General features: G+C 71.4%; 13 protein-coding genes. 8 read left to right on the forward strand and 5 right to left on the reverse strand.

All coding sequences use genetic code 11. The features are described from left to right. Positions 1-101: 101 nt before the first annotated feature. From ACK1X7_RS45020 to ACK1X7_RS45030, 3 genes are read left to right on the forward strand one after another with little or no spacing between them, the layout of a single operon-like run. Entirely contained in the window at positions 102-974 is an 873-nt protein-coding gene (locus ACK1X7_RS45020; protein ID WP_385153969.1) for an alpha/beta fold hydrolase, read from the forward strand. Positions 975-992: 18 nt separating this feature from the next. Then, positions 993-3293: a CaiB/BaiF CoA-transferase family protein gene (locus ACK1X7_RS45025; RefSeq protein WP_413116658.1), complete on the forward strand. Its 2301-nt coding sequence runs from the start codon at positions 993-995 to the stop codon at positions 3291-3293. Further along, positions 3290-4807, forward strand: a complete 1518-nt coding sequence (locus ACK1X7_RS45030; RefSeq protein WP_385153975.1) for an AMP-binding protein — start codon at positions 3290-3292, stop codon at positions 4805-4807. The genes ACK1X7_RS45025 and ACK1X7_RS45030 overlap by 4 nt, the downstream gene beginning before the upstream one ends. Here ACK1X7_RS45030 and ACK1X7_RS45035 read toward each other — a convergent pair. From ACK1X7_RS45035 to ACK1X7_RS45045, 3 genes are all read right to left on the reverse strand, one after another. Then, positions 4776-5576, reverse strand: coding sequence for an alpha/beta fold hydrolase (locus tag ACK1X7_RS45035; RefSeq protein ID WP_385153978.1), 801 nt, complete (start codon positions 5574-5576; stop codon positions 4776-4778). The genes ACK1X7_RS45030 and ACK1X7_RS45035 overlap by 32 nt on opposite strands. Before the next feature lie 152 nt (positions 5577-5728). Then, entirely contained in the window at positions 5729-7003 is a 1275-nt protein-coding gene (locus ACK1X7_RS45040; protein WP_413116659.1) for an O-antigen ligase family protein, read from the reverse strand. Positions 7004-7157: 154 nt separating this feature from the next. Beyond that, positions 7158-8219, reverse strand: coding sequence for an Lrp/AsnC family transcriptional regulator (locus ACK1X7_RS45045; protein ID WP_385153984.1), 1062 nt, complete (start codon positions 8217-8219; stop codon positions 7158-7160). Positions 8220-8343: 124 nt separating this feature from the next. On the opposite strand from ACK1X7_RS45045, the gene ACK1X7_RS45050 reads away from it, so the two are divergent. Both ACK1X7_RS45050 and ACK1X7_RS45055 read left to right on the forward strand, forming a co-directional pair. Beyond that, positions 8344-9645 carry a metal-dependent hydrolase family protein gene (locus ACK1X7_RS45050; protein ID WP_385153987.1) on the forward strand — a complete coding sequence of 434 codons (1302 nt, stop codon included), beginning with the start codon at positions 8344-8346 and terminating at the stop codon, positions 9643-9645. Beyond that, positions 9645-11219, forward strand: coding sequence for an AbgT family transporter (locus tag ACK1X7_RS45055; protein ID WP_385153990.1), 1575 nt, complete (start codon positions 9645-9647; stop codon positions 11217-11219). Before ACK1X7_RS45050 ends, ACK1X7_RS45055 begins: the two co-directional genes overlap by 1 nt. A 74-nt stretch (positions 11220-11293) precedes the next feature. On the opposite strand, the gene ACK1X7_RS45060 is transcribed toward ACK1X7_RS45055, so the two are convergent. Together ACK1X7_RS45060 and ACK1X7_RS45065 are read right to left on the reverse strand one after the other, a co-directional pair. Further along, complete coding sequence (locus ACK1X7_RS45060) at positions 11294-12094, reverse strand: DUF427 domain-containing protein (RefSeq protein WP_390794970.1); 801 nt, start codon at positions 12092-12094, stop codon at positions 11294-11296. Then, on the reverse strand, positions 12091-12264 hold the full coding sequence (locus tag ACK1X7_RS45065; RefSeq protein WP_167543208.1) for a hypothetical protein: 174 nt from the start codon (positions 12262-12264) through the stop codon (positions 12091-12093). Before ACK1X7_RS45065 ends, ACK1X7_RS45060 begins: the two co-directional genes overlap by 4 nt. A 421-nt stretch (positions 12265-12685) precedes the next feature. Here ACK1X7_RS45065 and ACK1X7_RS45070 point away from each other — a divergent pair, with 421 nt between their 5' ends. The 3 genes from ACK1X7_RS45070 (at position 12686) to ACK1X7_RS45080 (ending at position 15736) form a co-directional block, all read left to right on the forward strand. After that, positions 12686-13321 carry an HAD family acid phosphatase gene (locus tag ACK1X7_RS45070; RefSeq protein WP_385150880.1) on the forward strand — a complete coding sequence of 212 codons (636 nt, stop codon included), beginning with the start codon at positions 12686-12688 and terminating at the stop codon, positions 13319-13321. Positions 13322-13753: 432 nt separating this feature from the next. After that, complete coding sequence (locus tag ACK1X7_RS45075) at positions 13754-14614, forward strand: TrmB family transcriptional regulator sugar-binding domain-containing protein (protein WP_385150883.1); 861 nt, start codon at positions 13754-13756, stop codon at positions 14612-14614. 180 nt (positions 14615-14794) lie between these two features. Next, positions 14795-15736, forward strand: coding sequence for an ATP-binding cassette domain-containing protein (locus ACK1X7_RS45080; protein ID WP_385150886.1), 942 nt, complete (start codon positions 14795-14797; stop codon positions 15734-15736). Positions 15737-15829 lie beyond the last annotated feature (93 nt).

Below are 15829 nucleotides of genomic sequence, written 5' to 3' on the forward strand. Positions count from 1 at the left end.
CCGGGACCCTAGCCACCGCCCGGAGGCGGTCACCACGGGACCGGCCCGCTCAGCGGACCGGACCGCTTGGGCGGAGATCACCGGCACCACACCATCGGGGCATGGACCTCATGAACATCCAGAAGCCGCCGGAGGGCGCCCACGCGGAAGCGGACGGCGTCACCTACCACTACATCGAGCTGGGCACGCCGGGCACCAGCCCGACGGTCTTCCTCCACGGCGGTGGCCCCGGGTGCACGGGCTGGTCCGACTTCGGACAGGTGGCACCGCTGTTCGCCCAGGACCGCCACTGCTTCCTCGTGGACATCCTTCAGTACGGCAAGTCGGCCAAGCCCGTCATCGAAGGCCCCATGTGGGACTACCACGCCGCCAAGACGGTCGCCCTGCTCGACACCCTGGGCATCGAGCGCGCCGACTTCGTGTGCAATTCCTGGGGCGGCACCATCGCGCTGAACCTGGCCGCGAAGTACCCCGAGCGGGTCCGGTCGCTGACCATCACCGGCAGCATGCCCGTCTTCCACGGCCCGCTGGCCCCGCTGCCCGAGGGCGGCCGGCGCGGCCGCAACGCCCGTGATGTGTACTACGGCGGCACCGGCCCCTCCTGGGAGAAGATGCGGGATCTGATCGCCCGCATGGAGTGGTACGACGCCGGTGCCGTCCCCGACGACACCGTCACCCTGCGCTACGAGCAGAGCCTCGACCCGGAGGAGACCGCCCTCGCCGGTGCCTCCGACAACCCCCGCGGCGACTGGCAGGACCTCACCGCGGAACTCGGCGCCATCCAGGCCCCCACCCTCTTCATCTGGGGCATGTACGACGCGTTCCTCACCCCCGACTATCCGCTGATGCTCGCCCGCATGGTCCCCAGGGGCAATCTCCACATCATGGACCAGGTCTCCCATCACCTTCAGGAGGAGCGGCCGCACGATTACTACACGGCGGTCACCGGCTTCCTGAACCAGCAGCACGCCTGAGCATCCCGCGGAGGAGATGTGAGCAACCCGGCCGTACGCGTCGTCGAACTGTCCAGCCCCTTCACCCGGTTCGCGGGCCGGCTCCTGGTCGGCCTCGGTTATGAGGTCGTCCTGGTCGAGCCCGAGGAGGGGGATCCGACCCGGCGGGAACTGAACGGCGACGCGTTCGTCCACTGGCACGCCGGTAAACGGTCCGTGACCCCCGCGTCCCCGGCGGAGCTGCGGCGCCTGGTGGAGGGGGCCGACGTCCTCCTCGACGGGACACCGGACGGTGCGCCGGAGGCCGTCGCGGGCCTGGACCACCTCGTCCATGTCCGCGTCACCCCCTTCGGCACCGTGGGCCCCCGCAGCCACTGGCAGGGCACCGATCTGGTGGTCGCCGCGCTCGGCGGCATGCTCGCGCAGGTCGGCGACCCGGACGGCCCGCCGCTGCGCCTTCCGGAGAACCAGGCGGAGCAGCTCGCCGGGGTGCACGCCGCGATCGCCGCGCTGCTCGGACTGCGGGCGCGGCGCACCGGGCCGGGCCAGCTCGCCGATGTGTCCGCGCAGGCGTGCACGGCCGCCGCACTGGAGGCCGGTACCCTCGCCTATCTGCACGAGGACCGGGTGCCGGGACGCCCCGGCCGGGTGCACCCGCTGGTGCCGCACGGACTCTTCCGGGCCGCCGACGGCTATCTGGGCGGTGGCCTCGGCGGCAGCCCCCGCATGTGGGACGCGCTCCTGGTCTGGCTGCGCGAGGAGGGCGCCGAGGCCGACCTCGCCGAGCCGCGCTGGCAGGACCCGGTGGAGCGCAAGAAGTACCAGGAGCATGTCTTCGAGGTGGTGCAGGACTTCGCGGGCCGGTGGCCGAAGGCCGAGTTCGCCGAGCTCGCCCAGTCGAGGAAGCTGCCCTGGGCGGCCGTCGACCTGCCGCACGAGATGCCCGGCAACCCGCAGCTCGCCGCCCGTGACTTCTTCCTCCGCGCCGGTGGCCGCACGGACCTTGGCTTCCCCTTCGCGTTCCCGGACGGCCACCGGACCAAGGAGCTGGACGTCCCGGAGCGGGGCGCGGACCAGCGGCTGCTCCGGGAGCACCGGCCGGCCCCGCGGGTGCCCGCGGCGTCCGCGGAAGACGCGCGGCCCGCCCTGGACGGCATCCGCGTCCTGGACCTGACCTGGGTGCTCGCCGGGCCCTACTGCACCAAGGTGCTCGCCGACCACGGCGCCGATGTCATCAAGGTCGAGTCGCTGGGCCGCCCCGACCCCACCCGGTTCGCGCCCTTCATGCATCTCTCCCGTGGCCCGCACACCGATCCGAACACCAACGGCTACTTCAACGAGGTCAACCGCAACAAGCGCAGCCTGGCCCTGGACACCCGCACCGAGGACGGCATCGCCGTACTGCGCGACCTCATCGCCTCCTGCGACGTCCTGGTGGAGAACTTCAGCGCCACCGTCATGACCAAACTGGGTCTGGGCTACGACACCCTCCGCGAGATCAACCCCCGCCTGGTGTACGTCAGCATGTCCGGCATGGGACACAGCGGCCCGCGCAGCGGCTGGGTGTCGTACGCGGACACCGTGTCGGCCTCCTCGGGGCTCACCGGTCTGACCGGATGGGGCCCGGACGACGTGGTCGGGGTGATCTACGGCCACGGCGACATCGTCGCCGGTCTCCAGGCCGCCCTCGCCACCACCGCCGCCCTGGAACACCGGGAGCGGACCGGTCGCGGACAGCACATCGACCTGTCCCAGCTCGAGGCGATCGCCTCCCATATGGGCACCAGCCTGCTCAACCCCGTCGAGCCCGCCGGGAACACCGATCCGCGGTGGAGCCCGCAGGGCGTGTACCGCTGCCTCGGCGTCGACCGCTGGCTGGCCGTCAGCGTCCGCGACGACACCGAATGGGCCCGGCTGTGCACGGTGATCGGGCACCCGGACCTGGCCACCGACGAACGCACCCGCACCGCGGCCGACCGCGCACACCACGCCGAGCTGGTCGACGACGCCCTCGCCACCTGGGCCAGGACCCTGCCGGCCGACGCCGCCGCCGAACTCCTCCAGGAGCGGGGCATACCCGCGGGCGCCGTGCAGGACGGCCGCGACCTCGTGGAACAGGACCCGCAACTGCGGGCCAGGGGCTTCTACGTCCGCGCGGAACACCCGGTGGCGGGGGCCTTCCTGCACGAGGGGCCGCCCATCCGGCTCACCCGCACACCCGGCGGCGTCCGCACCGCGGCACCCGTGCTCGGCGCCGACACCGACGATGTGCTGCGCGATGTCGCGGGGCTGCCACCGGAGCGGATCCGCGAACTGCGCGAGCGCGAGGTGCTGCGGTGACCTCCCTGACGATTCCCGGGCTGCTCCACACCGCGGCCCGGGACCACGGGGACCGCACCTTCCTGCGGATCGGGCACACCGTCCGCACCTACCGGCAGACGCGAGAGGCCGCCGCCACCATGGCGGGGGCCCTCGCGGCCCGGGGCTGCCGCCCGGGGGACCGCATCGCGGCGATGACGGGCAACCGGATCGAACTCGTCGACCTGTTCCTCGGCGCCGCCTGGCTCGGCGCGGAACTGGTCCCGCTGAACACGGGGCTGCGCGGCAGCGGACTGCGGAACGTCCTGGACCAGGCCCGCCCCACCCATCTCCTCGCGGAGGACGAGACGGCGCAACGCCTGCGGGCGGCCGGGTACCGGGGGACGCTGTGGCTCGCGGGAGCGGACGATGTGCCCCGGCCGGGCCACGGCCCCGCCCTTCCGGCGGCCCCCGTACGGCCGGGCGACACCGCGTGCGTTCTCTTCACCTCCGGGACCACCGGAACCTCCCGCGGGGTCCGCTGCCCGCATGCCCAGTTCGTCTGGTGGGGGCGCAATGTCTCCGGCGCGCTGCGCCTCACCGCGGACGACGTCCTCTATACCTGTCTCCCGCTGTTCCACACCAACGCCCTGAACGCGCTGGCGCAGGCGATGACCGTGGGGGCGGCGTACACCCTCGCCCCCCGCTTCTCGGCCTCCCGGTACTGGACCGAGGCGGCAGGCGCCGGGGCCACCGTGGTCTATCTGCTGGGCGCCATGGTGCCGATGCTGCTGGCCCAGCCCCCCGGCCCGCACGACCGTGCCCACCGGGCCGTACGCGGACTCTCCCCGGCGACACCGGCCCACGCCTGGCAGCCGTTCCGCGAGCGGTTCGGCGTCACCCTGATCGACGGATTCGGCTCCACGGAGACCAACCTCGTCATCGGCACCACCCCCGAGGAACAGCGGCCCGGCTACATCGGCACCCTGCGCGACGGCTTCGACGCCCGCGTCGTGGACGAACTGCTCACCCCCGTCCCCGACGGCACCCCGGGCGAGCTGCTGGTGCGCAGCCACCGGCCGTACGCCTTCGCCACCGGCTACCTGGGCGAACCGGCGGAGCAGGCGGACGCGTGGCGGCGCACGGGGGACCGGGTGGTGCGCGAACCCGACGGCTGGTTCCGGTTCGTGGACCGCATCAAGGACGTCATCCGCCGCCGCGGGGAGAACATCTCCTCCTGCGAGGTCGAGACGGTCGTCCGCAGCCATCCCGCGGTGGCCGACGCGGCCGTCTTCCCGGTGCCGTCCGAGCTGGCGGAGGACGAGGTGATGGTCGCCGTGCTGCCCCGCGCGGGCAGCACCCTCGACCCGGCCGACCTGATCCGCCACTGCGAGCTGGAGCTGCCCCCGTTCGCCGCCCCCCGCTACGTGGACATCCTGCGCACCTTGCCGCTCACCGAGACCGGCAAGGTGCGCAAAGCGGCGCTGCGACGGCGTGGTGTCACGGAGACGACATGGGACCGGGTCACGGCCGAGGCCGGTCCACCCATGCGGTGACGACGTCGGCGAACTCCCCGGGCAACTGCTCGGGCGCCGGTACATGGCCGCCGGGCAGGACCGCGGTCTCGCAGCCGAGCGCCGCCGCGAACTTCTCCAGCGCGGGCAGCGAGTAGTGGTCCTCCGGCGCGCACACGGCGAGCACCGGGGCCGTGATGTGCGCCAGCCGCTCCTCCATCCGGTACCGGTACACCGCCTGGTGCCCCTCCTCCACCCGGTCCAGCACGGTCAGCGCGTCGATCACATAGCGGGTCAGCGCGGCCTCCTCGCCCGCCCGGTAGAAGCCGCGGCGCCGGTTCCACAGCTCCACCAGATGCGAGCCGTCCGGCTTCGGGTCGACATGGTCGACCGGCGGGCGCCCGGGAGCCGCCTCGCGCTTGGCCTCGTCGACGAAGGCCGTGGCGGAGAGCAGCAGACTGCTGACGCGGTCGCCCAGCCGGGCCGCCACCTCCACCGCGACCACACCGCCCGTGTGATGGCCCACCAGGTGGAACGCCTCCAGCCCGAGCCCGTCGGCCATCGCCTCCACCCCGTCGGCGAACCGCTCGATCGAGTGCGGCCCCTCGGGCCTGGCCGAGCCGCCGAACCCCACGGTGTCCATGGCGATCGCCCGGTGTGTCCGGCCCACCAGGGGCAGCACAGCGGCGTACTCGGTCCAGGAGCGCGGCGTCTGATGCAGCAGCAGCACCGGCTCGCCGGACCCGCACTCCGCGTAGTGCAACTGCCCGAAGGGGCTGGGCACATAGCCCCGCCGCACCGTGTTCGCCATCGCTGTGAGCCGCCTTCCGATCGACACGAACCGCCCGCCCACTCTCGTCGCCGCCGAGCGGGCGGGACCAGGCGAACGGTCCGCTGTCCGGACCCCTCCCGGCACGGCGGGCGAGCGGGCGCCGGTGGTCGCCCGGGGGCGCCGGTGGCCGACTAGCGGCGCCGCGCGCGGCGGCCCGAGCGGGCGGGGGCTCCGGCGGGCGTCCCCGAGTCCCGCCACCGGCCCGGGACCTCGGCCATGACGAGGCCGAGGACCAGCCAGAAGAGCATGGCGATCCGGTCCAGGTTGGCCGGGTGGTCCACCGTGGCCGCGAGGAAGAACCCCGTCAGGGCGGCGAGCCCGACCACTCCGGCCACCGACTTCTCCCGGGCGGCGCGGACCGCCGTGGCGAGGGCGATCACGGTCACCAGCACCATGCCGAGCAGCCCGGCCACGCCCGCTTCGGCCAGCCAGTTCAGCCACATGTTGTGGGCGTGGACGAACGTCCGGCCGCCGGGCACGGCGGCGGAAACCGCGTCCCCGGCCCGCCCCAGCCCGACACCGAGCGGCTGGTCCACGGCGAGGTCGACGGCCGCCTTCCACGCCTGGCCACGGACACCGAGCGAGTCCCCGGCCCGCGAGACCACCCACAGCGCCACCGTCACGGCCACCAGCCCGGCCGGCCCCACAACCGTCAGCGTCCGCACCCCCCACCGGCCGAGGCGGGGGGCGAGCCAGTACGCGCCGCCGAGCACCAGCAGACCCGCCACCGCCGCGACACAGCCCGCCCGGGAGAAGGTGGTGAGCACCGCGCCGTAGCCGATGAGCCCCACGCTCACGACCGCGACGCGGGCCGTGCGCTCGGCGACCGTCACCGCGGCCAGCAGGGCGATCGGGGTGAGCAGCACCAGGAACGCGGCGAGCAGGTTGGGGTTGGCGAAGGTGCCGGTGGCGCGGATCATCGACCCGGGCCCGCCGCTGTCGCAGTCGACGTCGGTGAACAGACCGGTACGGCAGAAGCCGGTCGGCACCTCGTTGGTCACCTGGGCGAACGCCGAGGTGGCCGCGGCCGCCACGGCGGCCAGCGCGAGCAGCGCGACCGCCCGCCACGACTCGGACTGCGCCCGCCGCACCCCGACCAGCAGGTAGAAGGTGGCGAGGGCGGTCAGCAGGGCGCGCAGCGGCGCGTCGGGGTGGCCGCCGACGTAGGTGGTGGCGATGGCGCTGAGGAGGAGCAGCGCGATGGCGGGGTCGAGCCGGGTGCGGAACGTGGCGAGCCGCGGCGCCGTCACCGCCGTCGCGACCAGCCCCGCCAGCACGGCAAGGCGCACCGGTGTGATGACGCCGACCAGAGGGGCGTCCGGGAAGAAGTCGGTGGCCGAATCGAGCATGACGATGGCCGTAGCCATCAGCGGAACGGCCTGGACTGTCGCGCGCACAGGTGCCATGGCGCCCCAGCGTGTCCGGCCGCAGGTACCGGCAGATGGCACGCACACGAACAGCGGAAAGCGCCTGCGCGTCCGGTGTGCCCCCGACCGGTCCGGACCAGGCAGAACCCGTCCCGACGGGTCCGAAGCCGACACGGGCCGGGCGCCGGTTGCGTCAGGTGGCCGCCGCACTCCCGGGAGCCGGGGTGGCGAAGGGGCGCAGCGGGACGATGCCCACGCTGTGGCCGCTTCGGTCCAGCAGCCGGCCCATGTGCTTGACGGTGCGCAGCACCACCGAGCGGTCGTCGATGGTGAGCTGCGGCAGCCGCCTCGACAGATGCGCCTCGAAGGCGTGCACATCGCCGGCCGCGCGCAGCCAGACGTCGATCACGAGGTTGTGCGGGCCCGCCGTGATCGCACACGACCGGACCTCACGCACCCCGGCCAGCGCCCGGCTGGTCTCCTCCAGGCGCTCGGCCGGTACGGACGCGAAGTACACCGCGGACAGCGGCCACCCGGACAGTGGCCGGGCCAGATCGCAGCGCAGGCACACCCGTGAGCCGAGCAGCCCCCGCAGCCTCCGGCGGACCGTGGTCAGGGGCGCCTCGGCGTGCTCCGCCAGGTCGCTGATCGCCATGCGGCCGTCGACGCTCAGCAGTTCCAGGAGCCGCACATCCAGGGGGTCCCAGCCGGTCGCACCCGGCGGGAGCGGCTCGACCGGCGGGAGCGCCGCCTCGAGCCGGGCGCACTGCGCGGTGTCCAGGGCGCGAAGCCGCCACCGGCTGCCCTCGGACGGCAGGGCCGTCGTCACATGCGTACGTGTCGCCCGCACCCCTGGCGCGCCCCGGAAGAGGACCGTGGTGAGCTGCGCCAGCTCACCCAGGTCCGAAGCCTGGAGCGCGATCACCAGATCCCGGCTTCCCGCCGTGAGCTTGACGTTGGCCACCGAGGGCTCGGCCGCCAGGGCCTCGGCCACGTCCTCCCCGACCCCGGGCTCGGTGTCGACCTCGACGATGCCGGTCACCACGATCCGGGAGTCGGAGAGCTGGGGATAGGCGGTCACCCAGGCCAGCCCCGCCTCCTGGAGCCGCTGCCAGCGTCGCGCGGCCGTCACCGGGTTCACCTCGAGGACATCACCGACAAGTGTCCACGGGGCTCTGGGATGGATCTGTAGCGCGTGCACGAGGCCACGATCCAAGTCGTCGAGGTCATGCGCGGCGTAATCCTGCGTTTGCATGGGCGGCGCTTTTCTGCGTATCGCATGTGAATCTCGATGGAATGCTGCATGATAACACCCGAAACACGCGATGGATCGACACTCCTCCCCACCAGTTCCCTCAACGAGGAGTGAGATCTCGCTCATGACGGATGCCATCACGTCCGAGACCACCAGGACCGCTCTGCGCGTGGAGAACGCCACGTTGATCGACGGCACTGGGGCGACGCCGATCGCGGACGCCGTCGTCATCGCCGACGCCGAAGGAACGATCACCTACGCGGGCCCGGCGGCGACCGCGCCCCCGGCCTCCGGCGACTCTTTCACCGGTCGTGTCATCGACGCCGGCGGCCGCACCGTGCTGCCGGGCTTCTTCGACTGCCACACCCACCTCGCCTACGCCCATGCGTCACCCCCCGGCCGCCGTGGTGAACTCGACCCGGTCCTGGTCACCTACGACACCGCCACCCGGCTGCGGCAGACGCTCGACGCGGGCGTCACCACCATCCGGGACCTGGGCGGCCTGGCCACCGGATACCGCACCGCCGTCGAGACCGGGCGGATCACCGGCCCCCGGGTGCACACCGCCGTACGGATCATCAGCCACACCGGTGGCCACGCCGATGTGCGGCTGCCCGACGGCACCGACCTCAGCGGCGGCGAGATGTCCGTGCTGGCCGACACCGTGGACGAGGCGCGCCTGGCCGTGCGCAGGGTGCTGCGCGCGGGTGCCGACCTGGTCAAGATCTGCGCCACCGGTGGCATGGGAAGCCCGTATGACCAGCCGGACGACGAGGGGCTCCTGGAGGAGGAGATCCGCGCCGTGGTCGACGAGTGCCGGCGCCACGGCGGCAAGCCGGTGGCCGCGCACGCCCAGGGGAACGCGGGCATCCTCAACGCCATCCGCGGCGGGGTCACCAGCATCGAGCACGGCTACGGGCTGGACGACCGGGCCCGGGAGATGGCGGGGGAGCGCGGCGTCTTCGTCGTCCCGACCCTCTCCACCGTCTACGCGGGCATCGACAAGGCCACCATGGAGCCCTATCACTACGAGAAGAAGGTGCGCTGGTCCGGCATCACCAAGGAGAACATCTCCCGCGCCATCGAGCAGGGGACCCGGATCGCGCTCGGCACCGACGCCGCCGTCTGCCCGCACGGACAGAACCTGATGGAGCTGAGCTACCTCGTCGACCTGGGCATGGACCCGATGGACGCCATCGTGGCCGGCACCCGGACCGCCGCCGAACTCCTCGGCGTCGCCGACCGGCTCGGCACACTCGCCCCCGGCCGCGTCGCCGACCTCATCCTCTGCGAGGGAGACCCGCTCGCGGACATCGGTGTGCTCGGCGATCCCGCCAACGTCGTGTGCGTCGTGCAGGACGGCCGTGTCCGCAAGGACACCAAGGGCCTCCTGCCGTCGGCCACGCCAGCCGGAAGGCGGCCCTGATGCCGGCGGTGACCGGATTGCCCGCTCCCGAGGGCACCTCCCCGGACAAGGAGCGGCGCGGCGGACTCGACCGTGTCCTCTCCTTCATCGAACGGGCCGGCAACGCCCTGCCCAACCCCATCGTCCTGTTCGCCGCGCTCTTCGTGCTGCTGGCCGTCCTCTCCACCGTCCTCGCCCTGATCGGCGTCTCCGTCACCGTCCCCGGCACCGATGACACCAAGGACATCGGCGGGCTGCTCACCGGTGAGGGGCTGCGCTGGCTGCTGGAGAACCTGATCCCCAACTTCGCCACCTTCCCGCCGATCGGCGCCGTCCTGGTGCTGATGATGGTGGTCGGACTCGCGGAGAGGACCGGCCTGCTGGAGACCGCGATGCGGGCCTCACTGGCCCGGGTGCCGCGCGCCGTGCTGCCGTACGCGGTGGCGGTCATCGCCAGCCAGGCGCACATGATGAGCGATGTCGGCGCCATCGTGCTGCCCCCGCTGGCGGCCCTGGTGTTCAAGAGCGCCGGACGCCATCCCGTGGCGGGCCTCATCGGCGGTTTCGCCTGTGTCACCGCGGGCTACGCGGCCGGATTCACCATCGGCTCGCTCGACGCCCTGTACGTGGGCATCACCCAGCAGGCGGCCTCGGTGCTCCCGGCCGCCGAGGGCCTTCATATCCATGTGCTCATCAACTACTTCTTCACCGCCGCCAGCAGTGTCGTCCTGGGGCTGCTCGGCGGATTCCTCATCAGCCGCGTCCTCGAACCACGCCTCGCCCCCTACCAGGCGGCCGACAGTGGCGAGACCCCGCGGGAGGACCTGACGCTCACCCCGGTGCAGCGCAAGGGGCTCGTGTACACCGGCGCGGTCGTCGGCCTCTACCTGGCGGCGGTCCTCGCGCTCTGGCTGCCACCGGGCGCCCCGCTGCGCGGAGAGGGCGGTGCCTTCGTGCCCTCGCCCGTGCTCAGCGGTGTCGTCCCGGTCCTCTTCGGTGCCTTCCTGCTCGCCGGGCTCACCTACGGCTTCACGGTCAAGAAGCTCACCGGCACCGAGGACGTGGTCACCGCGATGACCGACTCGGTGAAGAACATGTCCGGCTACATCGTGATGATGTTCTTCGCGGCCCAGGTCATCGCGCTCTTCACCTGGTCCAACCTCGGGGTGCTGCTGGCGGTGAAGGCCGCCGCGCTGTTCAACGCCATCGGTGTGACCGGCTTTTGGGCGATCATCGCCTTCGTCCTGCTGGCCTCCTGCCTCAACCTGGTGATCCTTTCCGGATCCGCCCTGTGGTCCCTGGTCGGTCCGGTGTTCATCCCGGCGTTCATGCTGATGGGCATGAGCCCGGCGCTCAGCCAGGCGGCCTTCCGCATCGGTGACTCGGCCACCGGCGCCATCACCCCGATGAATCCGTACCTCCTCCTCATCCTGGCGATGGTCCGTGAATACGAACCGGAAGCCCGGCTGGGGACCCTCATCTCCCGGCTCGCCATCTTCGTGGTGCCGTTCCTGGTGGTGTGGCTGGCGATCCTCGGCATCTTCTACGGCCTGGACCTGCCGCTCGGTCCCGGAGCGCATATCGGCGTCAAATGACGCTCCCCGATCACACGGTGGTTCCGTCCGCACGGCCGTGCGGACGGAACCACCGTGTGATCGGGTGTTGCCGCCTATCGCTGTTCGTTCTCCCAGATCGCCCTGGTGACCGGGGCGGGGCGGGGGAGCGGCCGTCCGTCCAGATAGAGGTCGACCCTCTCGTTGTAGAAGGCGACCAGTCCGGCGACGGGGGACACCTGCCGGGTCGGGAAGTCGTAGGCCCAGGCGAGGTCCGGGTAGGTGGCGGTGTCGGTCCGCACAGCCCAGTAGCCGCTCGTCGTCCCTTTGTACGGACAGCTCGTGACGGTGTCGGTGGGCTCCATGCGCGTCCAGTCGAGATACACCCGGTCCAGGTAGTAGCGCGTGGGAAGCCCCGTCTCCAGCACCATCACCGAGTTCGGGGCGTCGGCGAGCACCGTGCCGTCCAGCTCGACGCGGACACCGCGGCCCGACCGGAGCGCGTCGACGCGGGTGTAGGGGTTCCTGGGGTGGACGAACACCTGCTCGTCCTCCTCGAACCAGGCGTCGATGGCCTCCCACCGGAAGCTGATGTGGCCGACGATGCCGGAGGGCGCGTCCTCGGCCCACTCCCAGGCCGCGCCCGGGCGGGTGAGCGAGCCCAGGTGGAGGGTCTGGCGGCGTGCCCCGCCGACCTTGAGCGTCAGGTTCCGGCCCTCGTCCACCAGCGCCCCCTCGGCGATGTCGTCGCGGGGCACGCAGTACTGCGGATAGCCCGGCCAGAGCCACACATAGCGCGCCCGCACGGTGTCGAAGACGAGGCGGCCGGCGACGTAGCCGCGGATGCGGCGTGGTACGGGCTCCACCTGCCCGACCGGAACGATCATCCCGGGGTAGTCCGGCGGGTACTCCGTCATACCTCTTCCAGGGCCTCTCCGAACTCGCGCAGCGCCTTGCCGTGCTGGCTGTGGGCGAGCCCGTGCCCGATCGCTATGGCCGCGGCCACCGGCCATTCGATGACCTCGACCGCGGCGAGCAGGCCGACGCCCGCGAGAAAGCAGAGCTGTTCCTCCGAGGGAAGCTCCACTCGCCGCTCCCCGAAGTAGACGGTCACCGAATGACGCGCGCAGACGCGGTCGGCAGCGGCGCGCGGCCCATGGGATCCTCTCCTCGCGGCCCGAGCCGGTGCCCGGGAGTCCGCGCTGGTGGGAGGTGGTGTCTTGGTCGCTCTGGGCATTGCCTCGATCCGTTCATCGGCCTGTGACGGACATCCGCTCGATGACACTTCCACCCTAATCCCACCGCCACGGTTCATGCCCGGTGGCAGCTACTTGCCATGATTTCGGCCGGTCCGGCGAGAAGCACGCAGTTGCGTCCACGGCCGGTGTATGCGGTCACCCTGGCTCGCTCCGGTTGCGGCCAGGGGCTCGCCGAAGCATCGGTGGCGGCCTTAGCTTCGAGCCGAATCGTGGCCGCCGGTCACGGCTGAGGCAACGGAGGAAGCGACAATGAGAGCGGCTTTACGCAAGGCACGGGTGGGAGCGGTTGTCGCCACCGCGGCGGTGCTCGGGCTGGCGGGGACGGTGGACGCGCAGGCCCTCGGGGCGGATCGGGCGCCTACCACGGCGGCCGCGGCCCCCAGCGCCGCCGCGGCCGTCGACTACCAGACGTGGAAGAACGACGTCGACAAGGTGATGGACCAGGCCCTTCCCTACATACAGGAGCGCATCCAGAACGGCGGGGGACAGAAGCAGGCGATCGTCCTCGACGTGGACAACACCTCGCTGGAGACGTACTTCCAGTTGTTCCCGCCGACTCCCGCCGTCGAGCGGGTTCTTGAGCTCACCCGCTACGCGAACGAGCGTGGGGTGGGCATCTTCTTCATCACCGCGCGCCCGGACATCCTCGAGCAGGTGACCCGCGGCAACCTGGTGCACGTCGGCTACCCGATCACCGGCCTGTACCAGCGGTCGCTGGGTGACATCTTCGGTGACCCGACCGAGTACAAGACGGCCAAGCGGGCGGAGATCGAGTCCCTGGGCTACACCATCATCGCCAACATCGGAAACAATCAGAGCGATCTTGTCGGTGGACACGCCGAGCGCACGTTCAAACTGCCTGACTACGACGGTCAGTTGTCCTGAATCGGAATAGTGGGTTCCGGCGGCTCCCCGCAGCGGGCCGCCGGAGCCCGTCCACCGGTGGCCGTGCTTCCGGTTTCCCTCAGGGGCGATGTCGGATACGGGTTTCCGGTTGCCTGGAGGCGAGAATCCGCACTCTACAATGAGGTTTCCCCCATTGTCTTTAGGGGTTCAACCATTCCCTGTGCTGGGAGCGGATGGGTATAGTCCAGCGCCATGGTCGGTCAAGGTGAGATCGTTGCGTCTTTGCTCGCGCGGGATGGGGTGCCCATGGAAAGTGCGTGCCACGTTCCGAGCGTGGACGGTGTGGTCGAACAGCGAGCTGCCTGTTCTCCCTGAACTGCCTTGATCCCATGGTGCACTCGTGAGTCGCAACCCTTCCTTTCGGCAACAACGCCGGGTTTAGGACGTTAATCCCAGGCTTCAGGGGGAGCTGTGCCAAGCCCTTGCAATGACGCGTTCATCATCGCTAAGAATTCCACCGGTCCGGAACCCGAACCAGACTCTGATATCACGCTGTTAAGACCGCGGGGCGCGGTCTTCAGCGGAGAGATCGAGCGCCTGCTCCTGGAGGCCGGCCGACTCGTCAAGTCGGCCGTCGATCGCCATCGCAGCGAGGAACGGCTCCTGACCGAGATGGAGCCGGAGGAGGGTGTGGACGCCGCCGAGCAGGTCATCGAGTCGGCGCAGCAGAGCCTTGCCGTCGTGTTCACCGGCGGCAACGACCAGCGGGCCGCCCGGCTTGTCGCCCTGCTGGGCAGGGCCGTCGCCCGGGGGGTCGACGTGCGGCTGCTGGGGCGGGTGGGGCTGATGGACGAGCGGTATCTCCTGAAGTGCCTGGAGAAGTACGCATCCGGAGTCGACGTCAGGCTTATCGGGGAACCGCTGCACGGAATGGTGCTCGCCGACGGCTCGGTGAGCGTGGTGTGGTCCGGTTCGGACGAACTCTCGCGCGAGGCGGTGCTGGTGCGGTCACCGGCCGTGCTGCGCAATCTGCGCACCCTGTTCACGATCTCCTGGAACGGCAGCGCGGCGCTCGAGGACCACCGCCGCCTCAGCGTCCGGACCCGCAGCGTCATGGCCCGGCGGATACTGATGGCGCTGAGTTCGGGGCGCACCGACGAAGCCGCGGCCCGGGAAATCGGCATGTCGGTCCGCACCTATCGAAGGAACGTAGCCGAAATCACCCGTGAACTCGGTGCGAATTCACGATTCCAGGCCGGCGCCCGCGCGGTGGAACTGGGTCTGCTGCCCTATGTGGACTCCGTCGATGATGAGGACTCGCAGCCAGCGTAATCACCCGGCGGCGGTCAGAACCTGTCAGGAAGAGTCGGCTCTCCTGAACTCCCACGCACCGTCTGGCAACTTGTTGTATGGGCCTTGCAGGGGATTGAGTGGCGAATGTAGGAACTTCCCAGCCTCTCATGCATTGCCCGATCCGCTTCCTGCGAGGAATGACATCCGGTGAATAGCGCGATGATTGAAGTGACGGACTTAAGCCGGTCCTATGGCAGCACCCGGGCGCTGGACGGTGTCAGCTTCCGGATCGGGGAGGGCGAGGTTCTGTGCCTGCTCGGCCACAACGGAGCGGGCAAGAGCACGCTGGTGAGCATCCTCGCCACCGCGCTGCCGCCCAGCCGGGGCACGGCGCGGGTGGCCGGATACGACGTGGTGCGCGAGGCCCGCGAGGTACGCCGGCGCATCGGCCTGACCGGACAGCTCGCCGCGGTGGACGAGAACCTGTCCGGCCGGGACAACCTCGTCCTGGTGGCCCGTTTGCTCGGCGCGAGCCGCACCGAGGCCCGGACGAGAGCGGGTGAGCTGCTGGAGACCTTCGCCCTGACCGGCGCGGCCGACCGGGCGGCGGCCACGTACTCGGGAGGCATGCGCCGCCGCCTCGACCTCGCCAGCAGCTTCGTCAGCCGCCCCCAGGTGCTGTTCCTCGACGAACCCACCACCGGACTCGATCCGGTCAGCCGCAGCGGGCTGTGGGATTCGGTCCGGACGGCGGTGGCGGGCGGCACCACCGTCCTGCTGACCACGCAGTACCTCGAAGAGGCCGAACAACTCGCGGACCGGGTCATCGTGCTGGGCCGCGGCCGGACCATCGCCGACGGCTCGGTGGCCCAGCTCAAGGAGCAACTCGGCGTCAGCTCGGTCCGTGCCACCCTCGCCGATCCGGCGGCCGAACCGACCGCCCGGGCCGCGCTGCGCCACGCGGGTCTCGAGCCGCAGCCCGGTGAGCCCGCGGGCACGGTCTGCGTCCCCGTGCGCGAGTCCGCCGCCCTGGCCGCCGTCGTCAGGGCCCTGGACGACGCGGGAGTGGTGATCACCGGGATCTCGCTGTCCGAGCCGACCCTCGACGACGTCTATGTGGCCCTCGCCGAGGGGCTGTCGGACCTGCCGGTCCTCTCCTGATTCCCACCCCCGGGCCCCGGCCGACAGGCCATGCCCCCACGACCGCCGCGGGGCGCCCGCCGGATCCCCGATCCGCGGTCCGCCCCCGGATTC

This window comes from Streptomyces sp. CY-1 (assembly GCF_047218265.1).
GTDB classification, from domain to species: domain Bacteria; phylum Actinomycetota; class Actinomycetes; order Streptomycetales; family Streptomycetaceae; genus Streptomyces; species Streptomyces niphimycinicus.